The 15967-nt window shown below is 38.8% G+C and carries 18 protein-coding genes; 10 read left to right on the top strand and 8 right to left on the bottom strand.

The features are described from left to right. Positions 1-4 precede the first annotated feature (4 nt). The gene (gene cysI / locus ACWATA_RS08795) at positions 5-1726 is read left to right on the top strand and encodes an assimilatory sulfite reductase (NADPH) hemoprotein subunit (protein ID WP_048018962.1); all 1722 of its coding nucleotides are present in this window, start codon (positions 5-7) and stop codon (positions 1724-1726) included. 49 nt (positions 1727-1775) lie between these two features. On the opposite strand, the gene ACWATA_RS08800 is transcribed toward cysI, so the two are convergent. Next, entirely contained in the window at positions 1776-2042 is a 267-nt protein-coding gene (locus tag ACWATA_RS08800) for a hypothetical protein (protein WP_473049770.1), read from the bottom strand. Positions 2043-2240: 198 nt separating this feature from the next. Between ACWATA_RS08800 and ACWATA_RS08805 the strand changes: the two genes are divergently transcribed. Further along, complete coding sequence (locus ACWATA_RS08805; protein WP_034270246.1) at positions 2241-2990, top strand: SDR family NAD(P)-dependent oxidoreductase; 750 nt, start codon at positions 2241-2243, stop codon at positions 2988-2990. A gap of 41 nt (positions 2991-3031) precedes the next feature. Here ACWATA_RS08805 and ACWATA_RS08810 read toward each other — a convergent pair whose 3' ends face one another. Continuing rightward, positions 3032-3562 (bottom strand): GNAT family N-acetyltransferase, encoded by a 531-nt coding sequence (locus ACWATA_RS08810; RefSeq protein WP_176343817.1) that lies wholly within the window; start codon positions 3560-3562, stop codon positions 3032-3034. A gap of 231 nt (positions 3563-3793) precedes the next feature. Then, positions 3794-4798: a DUF3231 family protein gene (locus tag ACWATA_RS08815; RefSeq protein WP_049165436.1), complete on the bottom strand. Its 1005-nt coding sequence runs from the start codon at positions 4796-4798 to the stop codon at positions 3794-3796. 317 nt (positions 4799-5115) lie between these two features. On the opposite strand from ACWATA_RS08815, the gene ACWATA_RS08820 reads away from it, so the two are divergent. The 6 genes from ACWATA_RS08820 (at position 5116) to ACWATA_RS08845 (ending at position 9597) form a co-directional block, all read left to right on the top strand. Continuing rightward, the gene (locus ACWATA_RS08820) at positions 5116-5910 is read left to right on the top strand and encodes an AAC(3) family N-acetyltransferase (protein WP_176343819.1); all 795 of its coding nucleotides are present in this window, start codon (positions 5116-5118) and stop codon (positions 5908-5910) included. 270 nt (positions 5911-6180) lie between these two features. Continuing rightward, positions 6181-7413: an NADP-dependent malic enzyme gene (gene ystJ, locus ACWATA_RS08825; RefSeq protein ID WP_033580580.1), complete on the top strand. Its 1233-nt coding sequence runs from the start codon at positions 6181-6183 to the stop codon at positions 7411-7413. Positions 7414-7576: 163 nt separating this feature from the next. Next, on the top strand, positions 7577-7882 hold the full coding sequence (locus ACWATA_RS08830) for an antibiotic biosynthesis monooxygenase family protein (protein WP_013057785.1): 306 nt from the start codon (positions 7577-7579) through the stop codon (positions 7880-7882). Next, positions 7879-8244 carry a hypothetical protein gene (locus ACWATA_RS08835; protein WP_025751140.1) on the top strand — a complete coding sequence of 122 codons (366 nt, stop codon included), beginning with the start codon at positions 7879-7881 and terminating at the stop codon, positions 8242-8244. The genes ACWATA_RS08830 and ACWATA_RS08835 overlap by 4 nt, the downstream gene beginning before the upstream one ends. 189 nt (positions 8245-8433) lie before the next feature. After that, entirely contained in the window at positions 8434-9078 is a 645-nt protein-coding gene (locus ACWATA_RS08840; protein ID WP_033580581.1) for a hypothetical protein, read from the top strand. 99 nt (positions 9079-9177) lie between these two features. Beyond that, on the top strand, positions 9178-9597 hold the full coding sequence (locus ACWATA_RS08845; protein ID WP_028414393.1) for an Rrf2 family transcriptional regulator: 420 nt from the start codon (positions 9178-9180) through the stop codon (positions 9595-9597). A gap of 30 nt (positions 9598-9627) precedes the next feature. Here ACWATA_RS08845 and aimA read toward each other — a convergent pair whose 3' ends face one another. From aimA to ACWATA_RS08870, 5 genes are all read right to left on the bottom strand, one after another. After that, entirely contained in the window at positions 9628-11250 is a 1623-nt protein-coding gene (aimA, locus tag ACWATA_RS08850; protein WP_028414392.1) for a glutamate/serine transporter AimA, read from the bottom strand. Between the two features lie 401 nt (positions 11251-11651). Then, positions 11652-12107, bottom strand: coding sequence for a hypothetical protein (locus tag ACWATA_RS08855; RefSeq protein ID WP_028414391.1), 456 nt, complete (start codon positions 12105-12107; stop codon positions 11652-11654). A gap of 239 nt (positions 12108-12346) precedes the next feature. Continuing rightward, complete coding sequence (locus ACWATA_RS08860) at positions 12347-12799, bottom strand: DMT family transporter (RefSeq protein WP_013057779.1); 453 nt, start codon at positions 12797-12799, stop codon at positions 12347-12349. Between the two features lie 12 nt (positions 12800-12811). Continuing rightward, positions 12812-13240, bottom strand: coding sequence for a DMT family transporter (locus ACWATA_RS08865; protein ID WP_176343820.1), 429 nt, complete (start codon positions 13238-13240; stop codon positions 12812-12814). Between the two features lie 70 nt (positions 13241-13310). Further along, positions 13311-13625, bottom strand: coding sequence for an ArsR/SmtB family transcription factor (locus ACWATA_RS08870; RefSeq protein ID WP_013083854.1), 315 nt, complete (start codon positions 13623-13625; stop codon positions 13311-13313). 295 nt (positions 13626-13920) lie between these two features. Between ACWATA_RS08870 and ACWATA_RS08875 the strand changes: the two genes are divergently transcribed. After that, positions 13921-15411: an MFS transporter gene (locus ACWATA_RS08875; RefSeq protein ID WP_028414389.1), complete on the top strand. Its 1491-nt coding sequence runs from the start codon at positions 13921-13923 to the stop codon at positions 15409-15411. 286 nt (positions 15412-15697) lie between these two features. Beyond that, positions 15698-15868, top strand: a complete 171-nt coding sequence (locus ACWATA_RS08880) for a hypothetical protein (protein ID WP_013083852.1) — start codon at positions 15698-15700, stop codon at positions 15866-15868. Positions 15869-15967 lie beyond the last annotated feature (99 nt).

A 15967-nucleotide genomic window follows, 5' to 3' on the forward strand; every position in this document is an offset into this window, starting at 1 on the left:
CAACATGGTAAACAAAATTTTAAAAGCGCCCGAAGGTCCTCCAAGTGACGTTGAGCGCATAAAAGATGAAAGTAATTATCTACGCGGTACATTAGGAGAAACAATGCTAGACCGCATCAGCTCAGGTATTTCTGAAGACGATAATCGTTTGATGAAGTTCCACGGAAGCTACTTACAAGATGATCGAGATCTTCGTAATGAACGTCAAAAACAAAAGCTAGAGCCAGCTTACCAATTCATGCTTCGCGTTCGTACGCCAGGCGGTGTTTCAACACCAGAACAGTGGCTAGTGATGGATGATTTAGCACAAAAATACGGAAATGGAACGTTAAAGCTGACAACTCGTCAGGCGTTCCAAATGCACGGAATTTTAAAATGGAACATGAAGAAAACGATTCAAGAAATTCATGCTTCTTTATTAGACACAATTGCAGCTTGCGGAGATGTAAACCGTAACGTAATGTGCAATCCGAATCCATATCAGTCAGAAGTGCACGCTGAAGTATTCGAATGGTCAAAAAAATTAAGTGATTATTTATTGCCTCGTACAAGAGCGTACCACGAACTTTGGCTAGATGAAGAGAAAGTCATTAGCACACCGGAAGTGGAAGAAGAAGTGGAACCAATGTATGGTCCGCTCTATTTGCCAAGAAAGTTCAAAATTGGCGTAGCTGTGCCACCTTCTAACGATATTGACGTGTATTCACAAGACCTTGGCTTTATTGCCATTTTAGAAGACGAGAAACTTGTTGGATTTAACGTAGCAATCGGCGGCGGTATGGGTATGACGCACGGGGATAAAGCAACTTACCCTCAGCTTGCAAAAGTGATTGGCTTCTGCCGACCTGACCAAATTCTAGAAGTAGCGGAAAAAGTCATTACGATTCAACGTGATTACGGAAACCGCTCTGTGCGTAAAAACGCGCGTTTTAAATACACGGTTGATCGTCTTGGATTAGAAACGGTAAAAGAAGAGCTTGAAAACCGTCTGGGCTGGAGCTTAGACGAAGCAAAATCTTATCACTTTGATCATAACGGAGACCGCTACGGCTGGGAAAAAGGTGTGAAAGGAAAATGGCACTTTACTCTTTTTGTTCAAGGTGGACGTATTGCTGACTTTGAAGACTATAAGCTTATGACGGGTCTTCGTGAAATTGCAAAAGTTCATAGCGGTGATTTCCGTTTAACGGCCAATCAAAATTTAATTATCGCGAACGTATCCACTCAAAAGAAAAAGCAAATTAGTGACTTGATTGAACAGTATGGATTAACAGACGGCAAGCATTATTCGGCTCTTCGCCGCAGCTCATTAGCTTGCGTATCGCTTCCGACTTGCGGGCTTGCGATGGCAGAAGCTGAGCGTTATCTTCCAGTTCTTGTTGAGAAGATTGAAGCAATTGTAGATGAAAACGGCCTTCGCGATAAAGAAATCACGATTCGTATGACGGGCTGTCCTAACGGCTGTGCGCGTCCTGCTTTAGGTGAAATTGCTTTTATCGGTAAAGCGCCGGGCAAATACAATATGTATCTTGGAGCAGCATTTGACGGCAGCCGCTTAAGCAAAATGTACCGTGAAAATATCAGTGAAGAAGAAATTTTAAATGAACTGCGCGTCTTACTTCCTCGCTATGCAAAAGAAAGAGAAGAAGGCGAGCACTTTGGTGACTTTGTCATCCGCGCTGGAGTAATTGAAGCTGTAACAGACGGCACGAATTTCCACGCATAATACGTATGAAGGGACTTTTCTAACTTACAGAAAAGTCCCTTTTTCTATTTTAGTATTCTCTAACAAATGCAGCTACTCCAAATACCCCTAATCTTTCAGCAGTAATTTGTTCAAAGCCGTTGTCAAGTAAACAATGAGCTGCAGTGCGGTAGCGCTGACCTTGAGCTAACAAACGTCCGCAAGGATTTGCGCGGCCAATTACCGTTGCTTCTACGATGGTACGAGGAGCTTGTCTATCCAAAGGATTTCGCTCCCACAGAATTGTCACCACATCCGGAGGACGCGGAATAGATACATTACCTGTGTGTTCATGCATAGCCATCACCTCCTTACCCTATAGTAAATGCAAAAAACGCCAAACTGCTTGTACACATGCTGATTTTTATTAAAAAAGGCGTTCAACTATGCCCCAGTTAACCACTTTTATGGAAATGAAGGAATCAATAGAAACAGCTGATAGAAAAAAGAATGCTATAATGTAAAAGAAAGGAATTTTCACCAAGGAGGGAGAAACATGCAGCAAAAACGAGTAGCGGTTATTACAGGGGGAGCAAGCGGGATTGGCAAAGAAACTGCCTTAAAGTTCGCGCAAAAAGGAGACGCAGTGGTCATTGCTGATTATGATGAAGGAAAAGGAAAAGAGACTCTTCAAAAAATTGAAGAAGCTGGAGGCCACGCTTTATTTGTGCAAACGGACGTCACCAAGTTTGAAGAAGTGGAAGCACTGATTGAGAAAACGGTGAATACATTTGGACGAATTGATGTGATGTTTAACAATGCAGGGATTGGACGTCCTACATCTATTTTAGATCAAGACTTAGAAGAATATCACCGTATTATTAATGTGAATCAGCACGGCGTTACATATGGGATTATGGCAGCAGGCAGGAAAATGAGAGAGTTAGGTATTAAAGGCGTCATTATCAATACGGCCTCTATTTTTAGCTTCTTAGCCTCACCCGGAACGTATGCTTATCATGCAACAAAAGGAGCTGTTGTGATGATGACAAAATCAGCTGCGCTAGATCTCGCTAAATACGGTATTCGCGTCGTCGCCGTTGCGCCAGGATTTGTTGATACGCCTATTATTCAAGGCTATAAAGACAACGGTATGATTGAAGGAATGAAAGCAAAAACGATGAGCAGAAAGCTCACTAATCCAAAACAAATTGCAGATATGGTTTATTTGCTGTCCTTAGAAGAAGCGGGAGCTGTAAACGGCAGTGTCATCATGGCTGATGATGGGTATGCGGCGTTTAAATAAAACGAAAAAGGATTCTTTTCTTAAAAAGAATCCTTTTTTTATTATGTAGGAGGCAGGGAGCTATAAACAAACGTATCGTGAGCTTTTCCGTTTTGATACATATAGTTTTTTAACACTCCTTCTTGTTGAAACCCGAGCTTTTCAAGCACGTGCTGAGATGCTTTGTTTTCAAGAAACACAACAGCTCCAATCCGCACTAGCTGAAGGGTAGCAAATCCATAAGCCATAACAGCCGAAGCAGCTTCCGAAGCATAGCCGTGCCCCCAGTGCTGAGGGTGCAGCTCATAGCCAATTTCCGCCCGCTTATGCTTTTGGTTCCACTGATTCAATCCAACTGTCCCGATTAGTTCCCCTGTATCGAGCCGTTCGATTCCCCAGCGCAAACCTTTTTGATTTCTGTAATTTTCAGCAAAAATATCAATCAGCACCAAAGCTTCTTGGAAAGTTGTGAATTTTTCTTGCCCGTAATATTTGATAACTTCTTCCTGAGAAAAGCAGTCAAAGATAGTATCTGCATCCGCTTCTGTTATTTCACGCAGTGTAGTGCGAGGTGTACGAAGAATAGGAAACATACGTTTCTCCTTTCTATTTTATATAGAAAGATTTCGTCAGCTCAGAGAAAATACCTTTTATTTTTCTGTTATAAATTAAGTGGAAATATGAGCTAAACGACTAAGAAAAACATAGGAACAGCTTCTAAATAACGCAAACATTTGTTACGTACTAGCACTAAAAACAGTATACTAAAAAAACAAATAGGACTAGCTGCACGTTTAGCAGCTAGCTTTCCCATTTGCAAGAACCTATTTTTTCGTTAACTGATTGCGATCTTCAATTTGAGGAGGCTCTTCAAGCCATCCGTTTTGAATCATAATTTTTCCACCTTCTTTTGCAAAAAAGTAAATGTCTTTAGCCAGCTGCAGCATTTTGAGCGGCAAATCACTTCTTAAGCTAAAAGCACCCCCTAAAGCATTGCTTCCTAGGCCAAAGGTGCTTAGAAGACTGGTGTTGTACATCATTAATTTATCTGAAAAAGGAGAAACAGTTGAGCTTGTTGCTTTTCCGGCATGGGTAGCAGGAGGCTCTATATAGCTATGACGTAAAATATCTCCGAGTTCTGTTTCAATTTTTTTTGATAGCTTCATCCCGCTGACAAAATGCTGCTGTGCCTCTTTGTTGCCAGCTGCTTGAGCAAAGCCAATCATCAGCTGCATTCCGACAAGATTTGTATCAACGGCATGTTGAATAAGCGACACTTCAATTGTATTAAGAGATCTTTTTTCACTAAGCCAACTTAGCCCGCCGATATAATTTTGTTCGTGGACAAACCGAACTTCTTTTGGCATCGAAACGTAAGGAGGCTTTGCAATGACGCCGGTTTCTAATAATATCTGAGTGGATTGATTGTATATGTTCTGCGATTCTGATGTTGCATTTACAAAAAAATTCCGTATATCTTCCCGGTAGGACATCGTTGAATGCAAAGCAAATAGGCCTGTTTCAATCTGAGACATTAAGCGTACGTACATGATTTCAAACATGGAGTCGAACAGTTTCGGCACTCCTAGGTTTACATCATGTTTAGTAAATCCTAAAGGAATAACCGCACCTTCGTTCTCTAAAATTTCTTTGATTTGCTCTGTAATATTTAATGAGCGGCTATAATACAGCTCAAAAAGCTCTTTATGATCTTCTTTACCTTCAAGACAATATTCTAAAAACCTCGAAATCATCGTTTTTTCTTGATAAGTCATCCATAAGTTAGCGAGCTCCGAGGACGTGAGCGGCGGAAGTTTTGATGTGCTCATTGTACACATTCCTCCTGAAAATAGTGATATGTAAATATGTATAGCTTCATTAGTATTTCTTTTATTTATAGGAATATTCTTCTTTTTACTTTACTGAAAAGATTCATTAGCTGTTATTATAGTAAGATAGTTGAAGGAAATAAAACTTACCAACAAGTCAGTTGTATGATAACTGATATGAATAAAACTAAGTTTTTCTATTACTTTAAATAATTTGACAATTGGTGTTATTCTTACTATTATGGAAACATAAGTTTTACATATATTGCTAGAGTTCAGCAACACATTCTAGCAGCACTATAAGTAAGGAGCTTACGATGAAGCACATTGTCCAAGCAACAGATCATCCTAGAACGAAAGAGACGTTAAAAGAAGATTTACGCAGGTTAGGCATCACACAAGGGATGACTATCATGGTTCATTCTTCACTATCTTCATTAGGATGGGTAAACGGAGGTTCAGTAGCCGTTGTTCAAGCTTTAATGGAGACAGTGACAGAGGAAGGAACGATCGTTATGCCGTCACAGTCGGTCGATCTTTCGGATCCATCAGAATGGGGCAATCCGGCTGTGCCAAAAGAGTGGTGGGAAACTATTCGGGAAACGATGCCTGCATATGATCCAGCCCAAACGCCAACAAGCGGGATGGGACAAATTGTGGAAACTTTTCGAACATATCCTGGAGTAAGAAGAAGCAGCCATCCAATGTATTCATTCGCCGCTTGGGGAAAGGACAGCGAAGACATCTTAAGAGATCATCCCCTTGAATTTAGTTTAGGCGAAAATTCTCCTCTTGAAAGGCTTTACAAAAAACATGCCTTTGTTTTATTATTAGGTGTCGGGTTTGGGAATAATACTTCTTTTCATCTAGCAGAATATCGGATTCCATATCGAAACGTGATTCAAAAAGGATCTCCAGTTATAGATTCAGGAAAGCGAGTATGGAAGACGTATAAAGAATTAGAGTTTCGAGAAGGGCTGTTTGAAGAGATAGGTAAAGCGTTTATTGAAGCAAAAGGAATAAAAGCTGAAAAAATTGGTTCAGCACGTGCATACTTCTTTTCAATGCCTAAAGCCGTCGATTTTGCTGAAACGTATTTGAAAGCGCTATAGTGAGCGGTTGTATGTTTTCTAAGTTGTCTGTATATCAGACAACTTGAAGTGAGACAAACAAGAGTTGCCGACACGTCTAGACTTTATATTAACAAAGCGCAGCAGTGGTTTAAGCAAGATAGTTTACTTTTTATGTTTCTTGTTTCATAATGGCACTTGTCTGTGAATTTATTCAGTCAGGTTGTCTTACAATTATGGAGATAAAAAGCAAGTGTTAAATAAATTCATTAAAAAATTTAAATGTATAGAAAAAAAGGAGAGAATACAATTATGTCACTACGTGATCAAGCACTACATATGCATCAAGAAAAACAAGGTAAGTTAGAAGTTAAATCAAAAGTTGAAGTTCAAAACGCTCAAGATTTAAGCTTAGCTTACTCTCCGGGAGTAGCAGAACCTTGTAAAGAAATTCATGAACATCCAGAAACGGTGTATGATTACACAATGAAAGGAAACATGGTCGGCGTTGTGACAAATGGTACTGCTGTTCTTGGTCTTGGAAACATCGGACCTGCGGCTTCACTTCCCGTTATGGAAGGAAAAGCAATTTTATTTAAAAGCTTTGCAGGCGTAGATGCATTCCCAATTACACTTGATACAACAGATACAGATAAAATTGTTGAAACTGTGAAATTAATGGCTCATACATTCGGAGGCATTAACTTAGAAGATATCGCAGCTCCACAGTGCTTTGAAATTGAAGAGCGCCTGAAAAAAGAAGTAGATATTCCTGTGTTCCATGATGATCAGCACGGTACAGCGATCGTAACAGTAGCAGGACTTGTAAATGCACTAAAAATTGTAAACAAATCAATGGAAGATTTAAAAATCGTCTTAAACGGAGCAGGAGCTGCCGGCATTGCTATTACAAAACTTCTTTATTCTTACGGTGTACGTGACATGATTATGTGTGATACAAGAGGTGCTATTTATGAAGGACGCCCTCAAGGCATGAACAAAGTAAAAGCGGAAGTGGCTTCTTATACAAACGTAAACAAAGAAAGCGGTACGCTAAGCGATGTAATTAAAGGCGCAGATGTATTTATCGGCGTATCTGCAGCAGATGCATTATCTCAAGAGATGGTTAAATCAATGAATGAAGATGCAATTATCTTTGCGATGGCAAATCCTAATCCCGAAATCAAGCCAGACGCTGCAAAAGAAGCAGGAGCGGCTGTTATTGGAACAGGTCGTTCAGACTTCCCTAACCAAGTAAATAACGTTCTTGCATTCCCTGGAATTTTCCGCGGTGCGTTAGACGTTCGCGCTACTCATATTAACGAAGAAATGAAAAAAGCTGCTGTTGAAGCAATTGCAGCCCTTATTACAGAAGAAGAGCTAAACGCAGATTACGTGATCCCTGGACCATTTGATCCTCGCGTAGCGCCAGCTGTAGCAGAGTCTGTAGCAAAAGCAGCAATGGATTCAGGCGTTGCCCGTATTACAATTGATCCAGCACGTGTAAAAACACATACAGAACAATTAACAAAAATCGAAAACTAATAACGGATAAAAAAGCCCTTTGAAACGCTGTTTCAAAGGGCTTTTAGGTTAAAGACCTGCTGTAACCCCAGTGAAATCTAAACGTAACACCATTTCATCTCCTATATGATGTACAATAAAGAGAAAAGAACCCAGGTTTTGTATCATAAAGGGAGGAACAAAGATGTACACCGTATTTTCAACATTTAATGTACCGGATGAAAAAGCTGAAGAAGTGATTGGAATTTATAAAAATCGTTCAAAATCAGTCGACGAGGCTCCAGGATTTGTAGATTTTCTACTTCTTCAAAACGATAAGCGAGCAGGGGAGCTCACCGTTCAGCTTACATTTGATACGAAAGAGAATTATTTAAGCTGGGTACGAAGCGAAGATTTCAAGCGTATTCATGATTTAGAGAAAAAGTACCCTGATCAAGAACTGGCAGCCGTCATCCCAAAAGTTTCTCAGTACAAAGTGGTGGCACGATGAGTTCACTTCCCGTTAATAAGATCGTCGAAAGAGTAACGGAGAAAATCTACGAGTTAGAACCTTCTTTGCTCGAAAAATTCGGAGAGCGCGGCAAAGAAAGATGCCATGAAGATAATCATTATCATATGAAGTATCTTGAGACAACATATAAGTTAGACAATCTGCAAATTTTTACGGACTATGCCTTATGGTTAAACAATTTACTTACAAGCCGAGGCATGAAAACACAGCATATTATTGATAATTTTAATTTTATACAAGAAGCGCTGTTTGAACTAGATAATTACGGTGATAAACAAGTACAGGCGTATGTGACTTACTTAGAAGAAGCGAATCATATATTGAAGCAACAGCAGCTTTAAAAAGAAGCTAGGACAAAAGTGTTTTAGTTGAAAGAAAATCCGAACGGGTTTGATTCTTAATAAAGAATTCAACCCGTTCGGATTTTTTCATTGGTAGGGTGAACGTAGGTTTCCTGGATGTCGTTATGTTTCATTTTTTGTTTTACATATGTATAAAGGTGGAAATAAAAAAGAAAAAGGAGAATACATATGCAAAAACAGCTAACAAAAGGAATCCTGTCCTTAGTCACTCTATGTATGATTGGAAGTGCGGCAGCTTGTTCAGGTGAACCAGCTAACAAGACAAAATCAGACAATCATAAAGCAGAGGAAAAACCAATTGAAGATCGTCAAGAATTGACAAAGCTACAGCAGTATTCCAATGACCCAGACATTAAAAAGGGGAAAGAAGAAGATTTTGACTTGATTGGTACGTTAAAAAAAGACGCTGAAAAAGAAATGACGCTGAGTATTGATGATCAACTTGTTAAAGTACCAAAGAGCTCTGGGATGGAAGTGGAAGGCTCACAGCTAAAAGATATGCTTAATAAAGAAGTAGAAGCTGAGATTGACGCAGCTACACAAGAAGCAATTAGTATTGAATTAACTCCAAAAGCAAAAGCAGATAAAGATGGCGTGTACGAACAAGATGGAAACGAACGTAAAGTTGTGGGTATTTTTATAGAAGAAAGTAACAAACATATAACGGTAAAAGTTCCAAACGGCAAAAAAACGTATCAAAAAAGCACTGACTTTGAAAAAGAAGAAAAAGGCAGTTTAAAAGAAAAGACGGTATACCTTGAAATCAACTCAGCTAACGAAGTAGAAAGTATAGAAAAAGAAGACCGTGAATAAATAAAGCTACAGTTCTTCTTTCCTTCCTTGCTCTCTTGACTTTTCGAACTGTCTCACTTAACGTTACAGTAGAGAAAGAAAAAAGGTGGTTTATGGAAGATGAACAGTGAATTTACCATTGCCGTGCACAGCTTAGTGTTCCTAGCAAATTTACCAGATCACCGAGCAAGCAGTGAATCGATTGCTTATAATATCTGTACCAATCCTGCACGGGTTCGGAAAACAATGAGTACACTCAGAAAAAACAACTTGGTTCGGACAAAAGAAGGGCTAGGCGGCGGTTATACTTTAGGCTGCAGCCCTGCTGAAATAAGTCTTGGGCTGATTTACCGAGTTATATCAACAGGAACGTTGAAGCCTCACTGGTGCAGCGGCGACCCTGACGCTGACTGTATTGTGAAATCAAACATTCAAACAGTGATGGACGACATTTTTACAGAGAGTGAGCAAAGCGTAATCAGGCATCTAGATCAAATTACGATCGAAGACGTGCTGAAAAAAGTTAGAACTGCTCACTAAGAAGCACCTTGCTTATGCAAGGTGCTTTTGTTATGACTCTTTGGAAGCTGCTGTTTCATTCACTGCTGCTTTTAAGTCATCATTTACTTTTCTTCCATTCTCTAAATACTCTGTTTTGAAGCCGCTTTTTAAAGCCCATGTGTAGAAGAGAAGAGAAACAACAACAATAATCCCCATATCCCATCCATATTTAATGACATTAAGACCGCCAAACTTTTCGCTTCCAAGCCATGAGATAGTCATCATACAAAGTAAGTATACAACCATCCATACGCCGCCTTTGAAGTTCTGTCGAAAGCCTTTCCATTTAGCCTTTGCTTGATAATAAAAATAAATAGGAAGGCCGATTAAAATAATAAACAAAACTTGTCCAGTTAGCGGCCAGCGCGCCCAATATAAGGTTAAAGAAGCAAAAATAAAACCAAGCGGCGCAATGATGCTTAATCCCTTTAAACGAAGGGGACGATATAAATCGCTGCCAGTTCGTCTTAGCGTCATAACCGTAACAGGACCTGTAATGTAAGAGATAAGCGTAGCGACTGAAATAATTTCAGCAAGCACGCCCCAGCCCCGAAATAAAAACAAAAAGACAAGAGCAACAGCTAAGTTAAAAAACATGGCTTGACGCGGAACACCATAAATCGGATGAAGGCGTCCTAGGACACTTGGCAAATATTTATTTTGTTCCATACCATAAATCATTCGAGCAGTAGTAGCTGTATACGTAATACCTGTTCCAGATGGTGAAACAAACGCATCTGCATACAGGACAATGACAAGCCAGTTAATGTTAAGGGCAATGGCTAAATCTGCAAACGGAGAGTTAAAGTTTAAATGACTCCATCCCTTCGCAATATCAGAAGGATTTACTGCCCCGATAAATGCAATTTGTAGAAGCAAATAAATGACTGTAGCAACTAAAATTGAGCCTACTACCGCAATCGGAATAGAGCGGCCCGGATTTTTCGCTTCTCCCGCCATATTAATAGGGCTTTGAAAACCGTTAAAAGCAAACACAATCCCAGACGTAGCAACTGCTGTAAGCACGCTAGCCCAGCCGTTTGGTGCGATGCTGCTTCCAGAAGTGAAGTTCTCGCCGTGAAAGCCTACAAACAAAAGTGCTCCGATTGTAAGTCCTGGTATAACAATTTTAAAAATAGTAATTAACGAGTTGGCTTTGGAAAATAGTCCAACTGTCCAATAATTCAGTAAAAAGTAAATAATCAATAGCACAGTAGCGATAGCTAATCCTTCGCCAGTTAACGTTCCTTTTTCTACGAGGTGGCTTGTCCACTGTGCCCACTTCCAAGGCCACGAACTCATATACTGTACAGAAGCTACTGCTTCGACTGGAATAACGGATACAATCGCAATCCAGTTTGCCCAAGCAGCAATAAAACCAATAAACGAACCGTGTGAGTACTGCGTATACTTGACCATCCCGCCGGCTTCGGGAAACATGGATCCTAATTCACTGTAAGAAAGTGCAATAAATAAAATAACGACCATTCCAATGACCCATGATAAAATAGCTGCCGGCCCTGCAATTTGAGCTGCTCGCCACGCTCCAAATAACCAGCCGGAACCAATAATTGATCCAAGTCCCGTCATGGTTAACGCGAATGTTCCCATTCTTCGATGTAAATTGTTCATCTGACTAACACCTTTCATGTAAAATAAGTCTTTCGTTTAAACGTTGTTGCTTTATTATTATTATTCTGAAATCTTTCGCTGTCAACTTTTGTCGTTACATGCAGTTCTTAATACCTATTGATTTCCAGTTATGCAGGACAGCTATCCTCAACCTTTCTGTCATAGCAATTAAAGCGCTTTACTTTCTTTTTCATCCTACAAGAAACCCTACAGAAATAGATAAAAACCGACAAAAAGTTATCAAGTTCGTATCTTATGCACTAGCAATATGAAAAAATTAGGGGATAAGTGGTAGTTATATTCCCTAAAATTGTGAAGAGAAAACACACTTCATAATAAAGCCCCTTTTGAATAGCGGAATAAATACCTTCAAAAGGGGTAAGAATTGGCTTTTTGAGCCTTTATCTTTCTTGATGTTTATACTCGAGTAATTTTACGACGTTTTCTACATCATTTTCAGCAGAAAGGTCGTTGATATTCACTTTGTAAATAAGCGTATCCGTTGCAAAGAATTCATCTTCTCCCTCAGGTTTTACTTTCAAGTTTAAGATTTTTACCCGCACAATATGAGTAAACTTACCGCCTTTACCTGGCTGTATTTCACCCATTTGTATTCCGATATCATCTTTTTTAATCGGGCGAACTTTTACTTTTTTATGCTGTTTACCGTACACCTTCTCATAATGAGAAGTAATATCTTGATGTACCCAAGGTTCAAGAGATTGATAAATAAAATCTTTTACAACAGGCTGACTTACGTGTGATTCTATATTTTCTTCTGGTATATTTTCTTCTGCGGAAATGGAAAGCGTAAAACAAAAAAAGACAAATGCTGCTAAAAACAAAAATTTTCCCACGAAAAAACCCACCTTACCTGTTCGTTTATGTAGCTGATTTTCTAGATCTGCATCTTTATCTTTTGAACAAAGGGAAGAAGGTATGCACAATTTTTTTGTGGAATTTACCTTATTGAAAACCAATTTCGTTTAAATAAAATATGTTCTAAATAATTGATTGAAAATTCAAACGCGGTTTACGTACAAAAATAGCCAAGTGCGCCTTTACATAGGGACACTTGGCTATTTTCATGAATATTTTATGCTGCTGTTTTCTTATTGCCTTTGAAAATAAAATAAAGAGCTAATAACATAAATGCTACACCAATCCAGCGGGATAGATCAAAGGGTACTTCTTTGCTTCCAAACCAGCCAAAATGGTCGATAATCATACTTGCAAATAACTGACCGATAACAGTTGAAATATTAGCTGCTGTTACGCCAATTTTAGGAACGGCTAGAACGGTTAGAAACAAATAAGATGCTCCGAATAAAGCGCAAGTAAGCTGCCATTTAGGGACATCAAAAACAGAGAGAATGTTTCCTTGTCCAAAGAAGACAACGACAATCGTTAAAATCATGGCACCTGTTGCAAAGGTTAAAAAAGCTGTTTCAAACGTACCTGTTTTTTTACTTAAAGTACCGTTAATAGAAGACTGAGCGCTTAGCGTTAATCCTCCTATTAAGGTAAGTATCACCATCAATAAACTCATTGTAAAACCCTCCTAGAAAATAAGTACAAGCGCAATTCCCATACATACAATAGCCATTACGCGTTCTTTGTTAATTTTAATTTTGCTGCTGCCAAGCCAACCAAAATGCTCAATGATCATGCTTGTAATCATTTGGCCCACAATAACCGCAACCATTGAAACACCAATTCCGATAAAGGGGATACTAATCACTAAAATCGTTAAATAAACCGTACCTAATAATCCACCGGTTAAATTCCACTTAGGCGCTTTTAAGACGTAAGGTAAATCTCCCTTTCCAGCAAATAAAGTGGTCAGACCTAAAATGAGCGTTCCCATGATAAAAATATAATAACTGCTTTCAAGTTTTCCAACTGTTTTTCCGAGTTCTCCGGCAATGGCGCCTTCCACACTTAAAGCAGCGCCGCCTAAAACCGCAACTAAATAAACCAACAACTTCACGTTTATCACTCCAATATTTCTTTATATTTGTATATCTAGAAAAATAGATATAATGAGTGAAAAAAACTCGTTAAAGTTTTTTTCGTAAGAATGAAGAAAGCTCTTGAAGCGTCTCTTCGTTTCGGCGATAGTATGTCCATTGACCGTGCCGAATTGACTCTAACAAACCTGCTTTTTGCATCATGGAAAGATAGCTGGATACTGTTGACTGAGACAGCTGAGCTTTTTCTTGAATATCTCCCACGCAAACACCGCCTCTGCTGCTGACCTCCTTAGGCAAATGTGCTTGTTTGTCTTTAAAATGCTTTTCAGGTTCTTTTAACCACTCTAATATATTTAATCGAGTTTCATTAGATAATGCTTTAAAGATATCAATAGGTTTCATACTTATTATTTTATTCGTCACAGCTCAGATGTCAAATGTTCAAGTTTGCATTTTATAGCTAAATAACTAGCAATGGGTTGAATTATAACAGCTGTGAACAAAAAGTTAACTTATAATAGGGTATAAAGAAGAACGTTTTATCCAGCTGCTTTTCTATTTATATAAGTAGAAAGTATCTTATTTTTGTGAGTAGAACAGATGACATATCCCTTATTTTTTAAGGGATAGTTTAGTAAAATAGAAAAAAGTGAATAACAAAAGAAGCTAGTCTATTTGCTCAGGGGGAGGGCTGCATATGCAAGGGAAAACAAAACAAGTGCGCTTTCGTAATATGGTAGCGTATGGATTTGGGGATTTATTTGGCGGAGGATCCTTTTTTATTATCGGCACATTATTTATGGTTTTTTTAACGGATGTAGTCGGGCTTTCTCCTGTAGAAGCAGGAACGATTGTAGCTCTTGGAAAAGTGTGGGATGCTTTGTTAGATCCAACCATTGGGTACATATCTGATCATCTTCAGACAAAAAAAGGACGAAGAAGAGTCTTTTTTCTTTTTGGAATCATTCCAGTTGCCATCACGTTCAGTATGCTGTGGATTCCTATTGAAGGCTCACATATGTTTAAATACTCCTATTTTATTTTAGCCTATCTTTTATTCAACACGGCGTTTGGTATGGTGATGGTTCCTTACAACACGCTAGCAGCAGAAATGACGACAGATTATAGTATTCGTTCGAAAATGACGGGAATACGCATGGTCTTTTCACAAGGCGCTTCATTTTTAGGTGCTTTTTTCCCGAAACGAATCATTGATGCATTTCCAGGCGGACAAGGATATTTAATCATGGGCATTATCTTTGGACTTCTTTTTGCTCTTCCATGGATTTTTGTTTACAAGGGAACATGGGATAGCGGAGAAGTAGTGGAACGAAAAAAGAAAAACGGATTTTGGTTAGAATTTAAGCAGCTGTTTATCAGTTTTGGAAGTGCATTTAAAAATAAGTCGTTTAACGTGTACCTTGCCATGTATTTAGCATCTTACATTGCAATGGATGTATTTAATGCTCTTTTCTTTTATTTTATTGCCTATTACATGCTGCGCGAAGCGATTTATGCAGATACCCTGAGCTTTGTGCAAATTACACAAGTGCTATTTATTCCTCTTGTTACGTACATAGCCATTAAGTTAGGAAATAAATTAACCTATAACTTCAGCATGGTCATTTGGGGAACGGGCATTATTTTATTCAGTTTCCTAACAACAGATAGCTCGTTAGTTCTTATTTACTTAGCGGCATTTTTTTTAGGAAGCGGTCATTCGGGAGCGATCATGATTCCATGGAATGTACTGCCGTTTGTATCAGATGTAGATGAGATGATTACGACAAAAAGACGAGAAGGCGTGTATGCAGGGCTGATGTCATTTATTCGAAAATCGTCTCAGGCGCTTGCGATTTTTCTTGTTGGTATTGCCTTAAAGAATATTGGCTATGTACCAAATGCCGAGCAGTCAGCGTCTACGCTAGCCGGCTTACAAAAGCTGTTCATGATTGTACCTGCTATTTTAATTCTCATGGGAATTATAGCAACCATATGGTTTAAAATAAGTCCGAAAAATCACAAAATTTTATTAGCTGAAATTGAAAGAAGAAAAAAGGGGGGCCCGGCGACCGCCGTTACTCCTGAAGCGAAAGCGGTTTGTGAAAGTTTAACGGGCTATAAATACGAACAGCTTTGGAAAGACGTAACCATTTCAAAAGAAATTCGAGATAAAACGGTTGTTTAGCCTTTAGATTCACGAAAAAAAGTAAAATTTTTAGCGCGGGGATTCGCTAATTATATCCAATAAGAAACTTCCTCTGACGTATTGCCTTTTAACAACAATAGAAATTCTCCTGCCTATCGACTCATTTTTTAGGTGAATTTTAGAAAGGAAGAATTTCTTGCCATTAAAGATGTGCAATTTGGCACGTCTTGATAGGGTGGATTGTACAATTTATAATGAAACTATAAACTAACCACAGGCGCTTTCAAGGCGCAGGTATAAATTAGAAAAAAGGAAGGTACAGTTTATGCCAATTCGATATGTTTGTCCACAATGCCAAGGAGCCGGTAAGAAATTTGGATTGATAAAGTGCAAAGTGTGCAACGGCGAAGGAAACATCATCATGTCTTCTAATGAGCCAGATCCAACTAAAAATAAAAAATTAAAATCATCTTCTAAACAAGATAAAGCAATGTAGGCTATTGCTAATAAAGGTATGTATGAACCCCGCTTTTCTACAAAAAAGCGGGGTTTTCTGCTAGACAGACGAACGCTTTTCTTATGATACAATAAAATA

The organism is Priestia sp. USM5, assembly GCF_058323215.1.

Bases quoted from the DNA above. Each gene is read 5' to 3' on its own strand.
- aimA (WP_028414392.1), bottom strand. From the start codon at position 11,250: ATGAACAATTTACATCGAAGAATGGGAACATTCGCGTTAACCATGACG.
- ACWATA_RS08840 (WP_033580581.1), top strand. From the start codon at position 8,434: ATGCAAAAACAGCTAACAAAAGGAATCCTGTCCTTAGTCACTCTATGT.
- ACWATA_RS08800 (WP_473049770.1), bottom strand. From the start codon at position 2,042: ATGCATGAACACACAGGTAATGTATCTATTCCGCGTCCTCCGGATGTG.
- ACWATA_RS08805 (WP_034270246.1), top strand. From the start codon at position 2,241: ATGCAGCAAAAACGAGTAGCGGTTATTACAGGGGGAGCAAGCGGGATT.
- ACWATA_RS08835 (WP_025751140.1), top strand. From the start codon at position 7,879: ATGAGTTCACTTCCCGTTAATAAGATCGTCGAAAGAGTAACGGAGAAA.
- ystJ (WP_033580580.1), top strand. From the start codon at position 6,181: ATGTCACTACGTGATCAAGCACTACATATGCATCAAGAAAAACAAGGT.
- ACWATA_RS08860 (WP_013057779.1), bottom strand. From the start codon at position 12,799: ATGAGTTTATTGATGGTGATACTTACCTTAATAGGAGGATTAACGCTA.
- ACWATA_RS08870 (WP_013083854.1), bottom strand. From the start codon at position 13,625: ATGAAACCTATTGATATCTTTAAAGCATTATCTAATGAAACTCGATTA.
- ACWATA_RS08810 (WP_176343817.1), bottom strand. From the start codon at position 3,562: ATGTTTCCTATTCTTCGTACACCTCGCACTACACTGCGTGAAATAACA.
- ACWATA_RS08815 (WP_049165436.1), bottom strand. From the start codon at position 4,798: ATGAGCACATCAAAACTTCCGCCGCTCACGTCCTCGGAGCTCGCTAAC.
- ACWATA_RS08845 (WP_028414393.1), top strand. From the start codon at position 9,178: ATGAACAGTGAATTTACCATTGCCGTGCACAGCTTAGTGTTCCTAGCA.
- ACWATA_RS08820 (WP_176343819.1), top strand. From the start codon at position 5,116: ATGAAGCACATTGTCCAAGCAACAGATCATCCTAGAACGAAAGAGACG.
- cysI (WP_048018962.1), top strand. From the start codon at position 5: ATGGTAAACAAAATTTTAAAAGCGCCCGAAGGTCCTCCAAGTGACGTT.
- ACWATA_RS08880 (WP_013083852.1), top strand. From the start codon at position 15,698: ATGCCAATTCGATATGTTTGTCCACAATGCCAAGGAGCCGGTAAGAAA.
- ACWATA_RS08830 (WP_013057785.1), top strand. From the start codon at position 7,577: ATGTACACCGTATTTTCAACATTTAATGTACCGGATGAAAAAGCTGAA.
- ACWATA_RS08875 (WP_028414389.1), top strand. From the start codon at position 13,921: ATGCAAGGGAAAACAAAACAAGTGCGCTTTCGTAATATGGTAGCGTAT.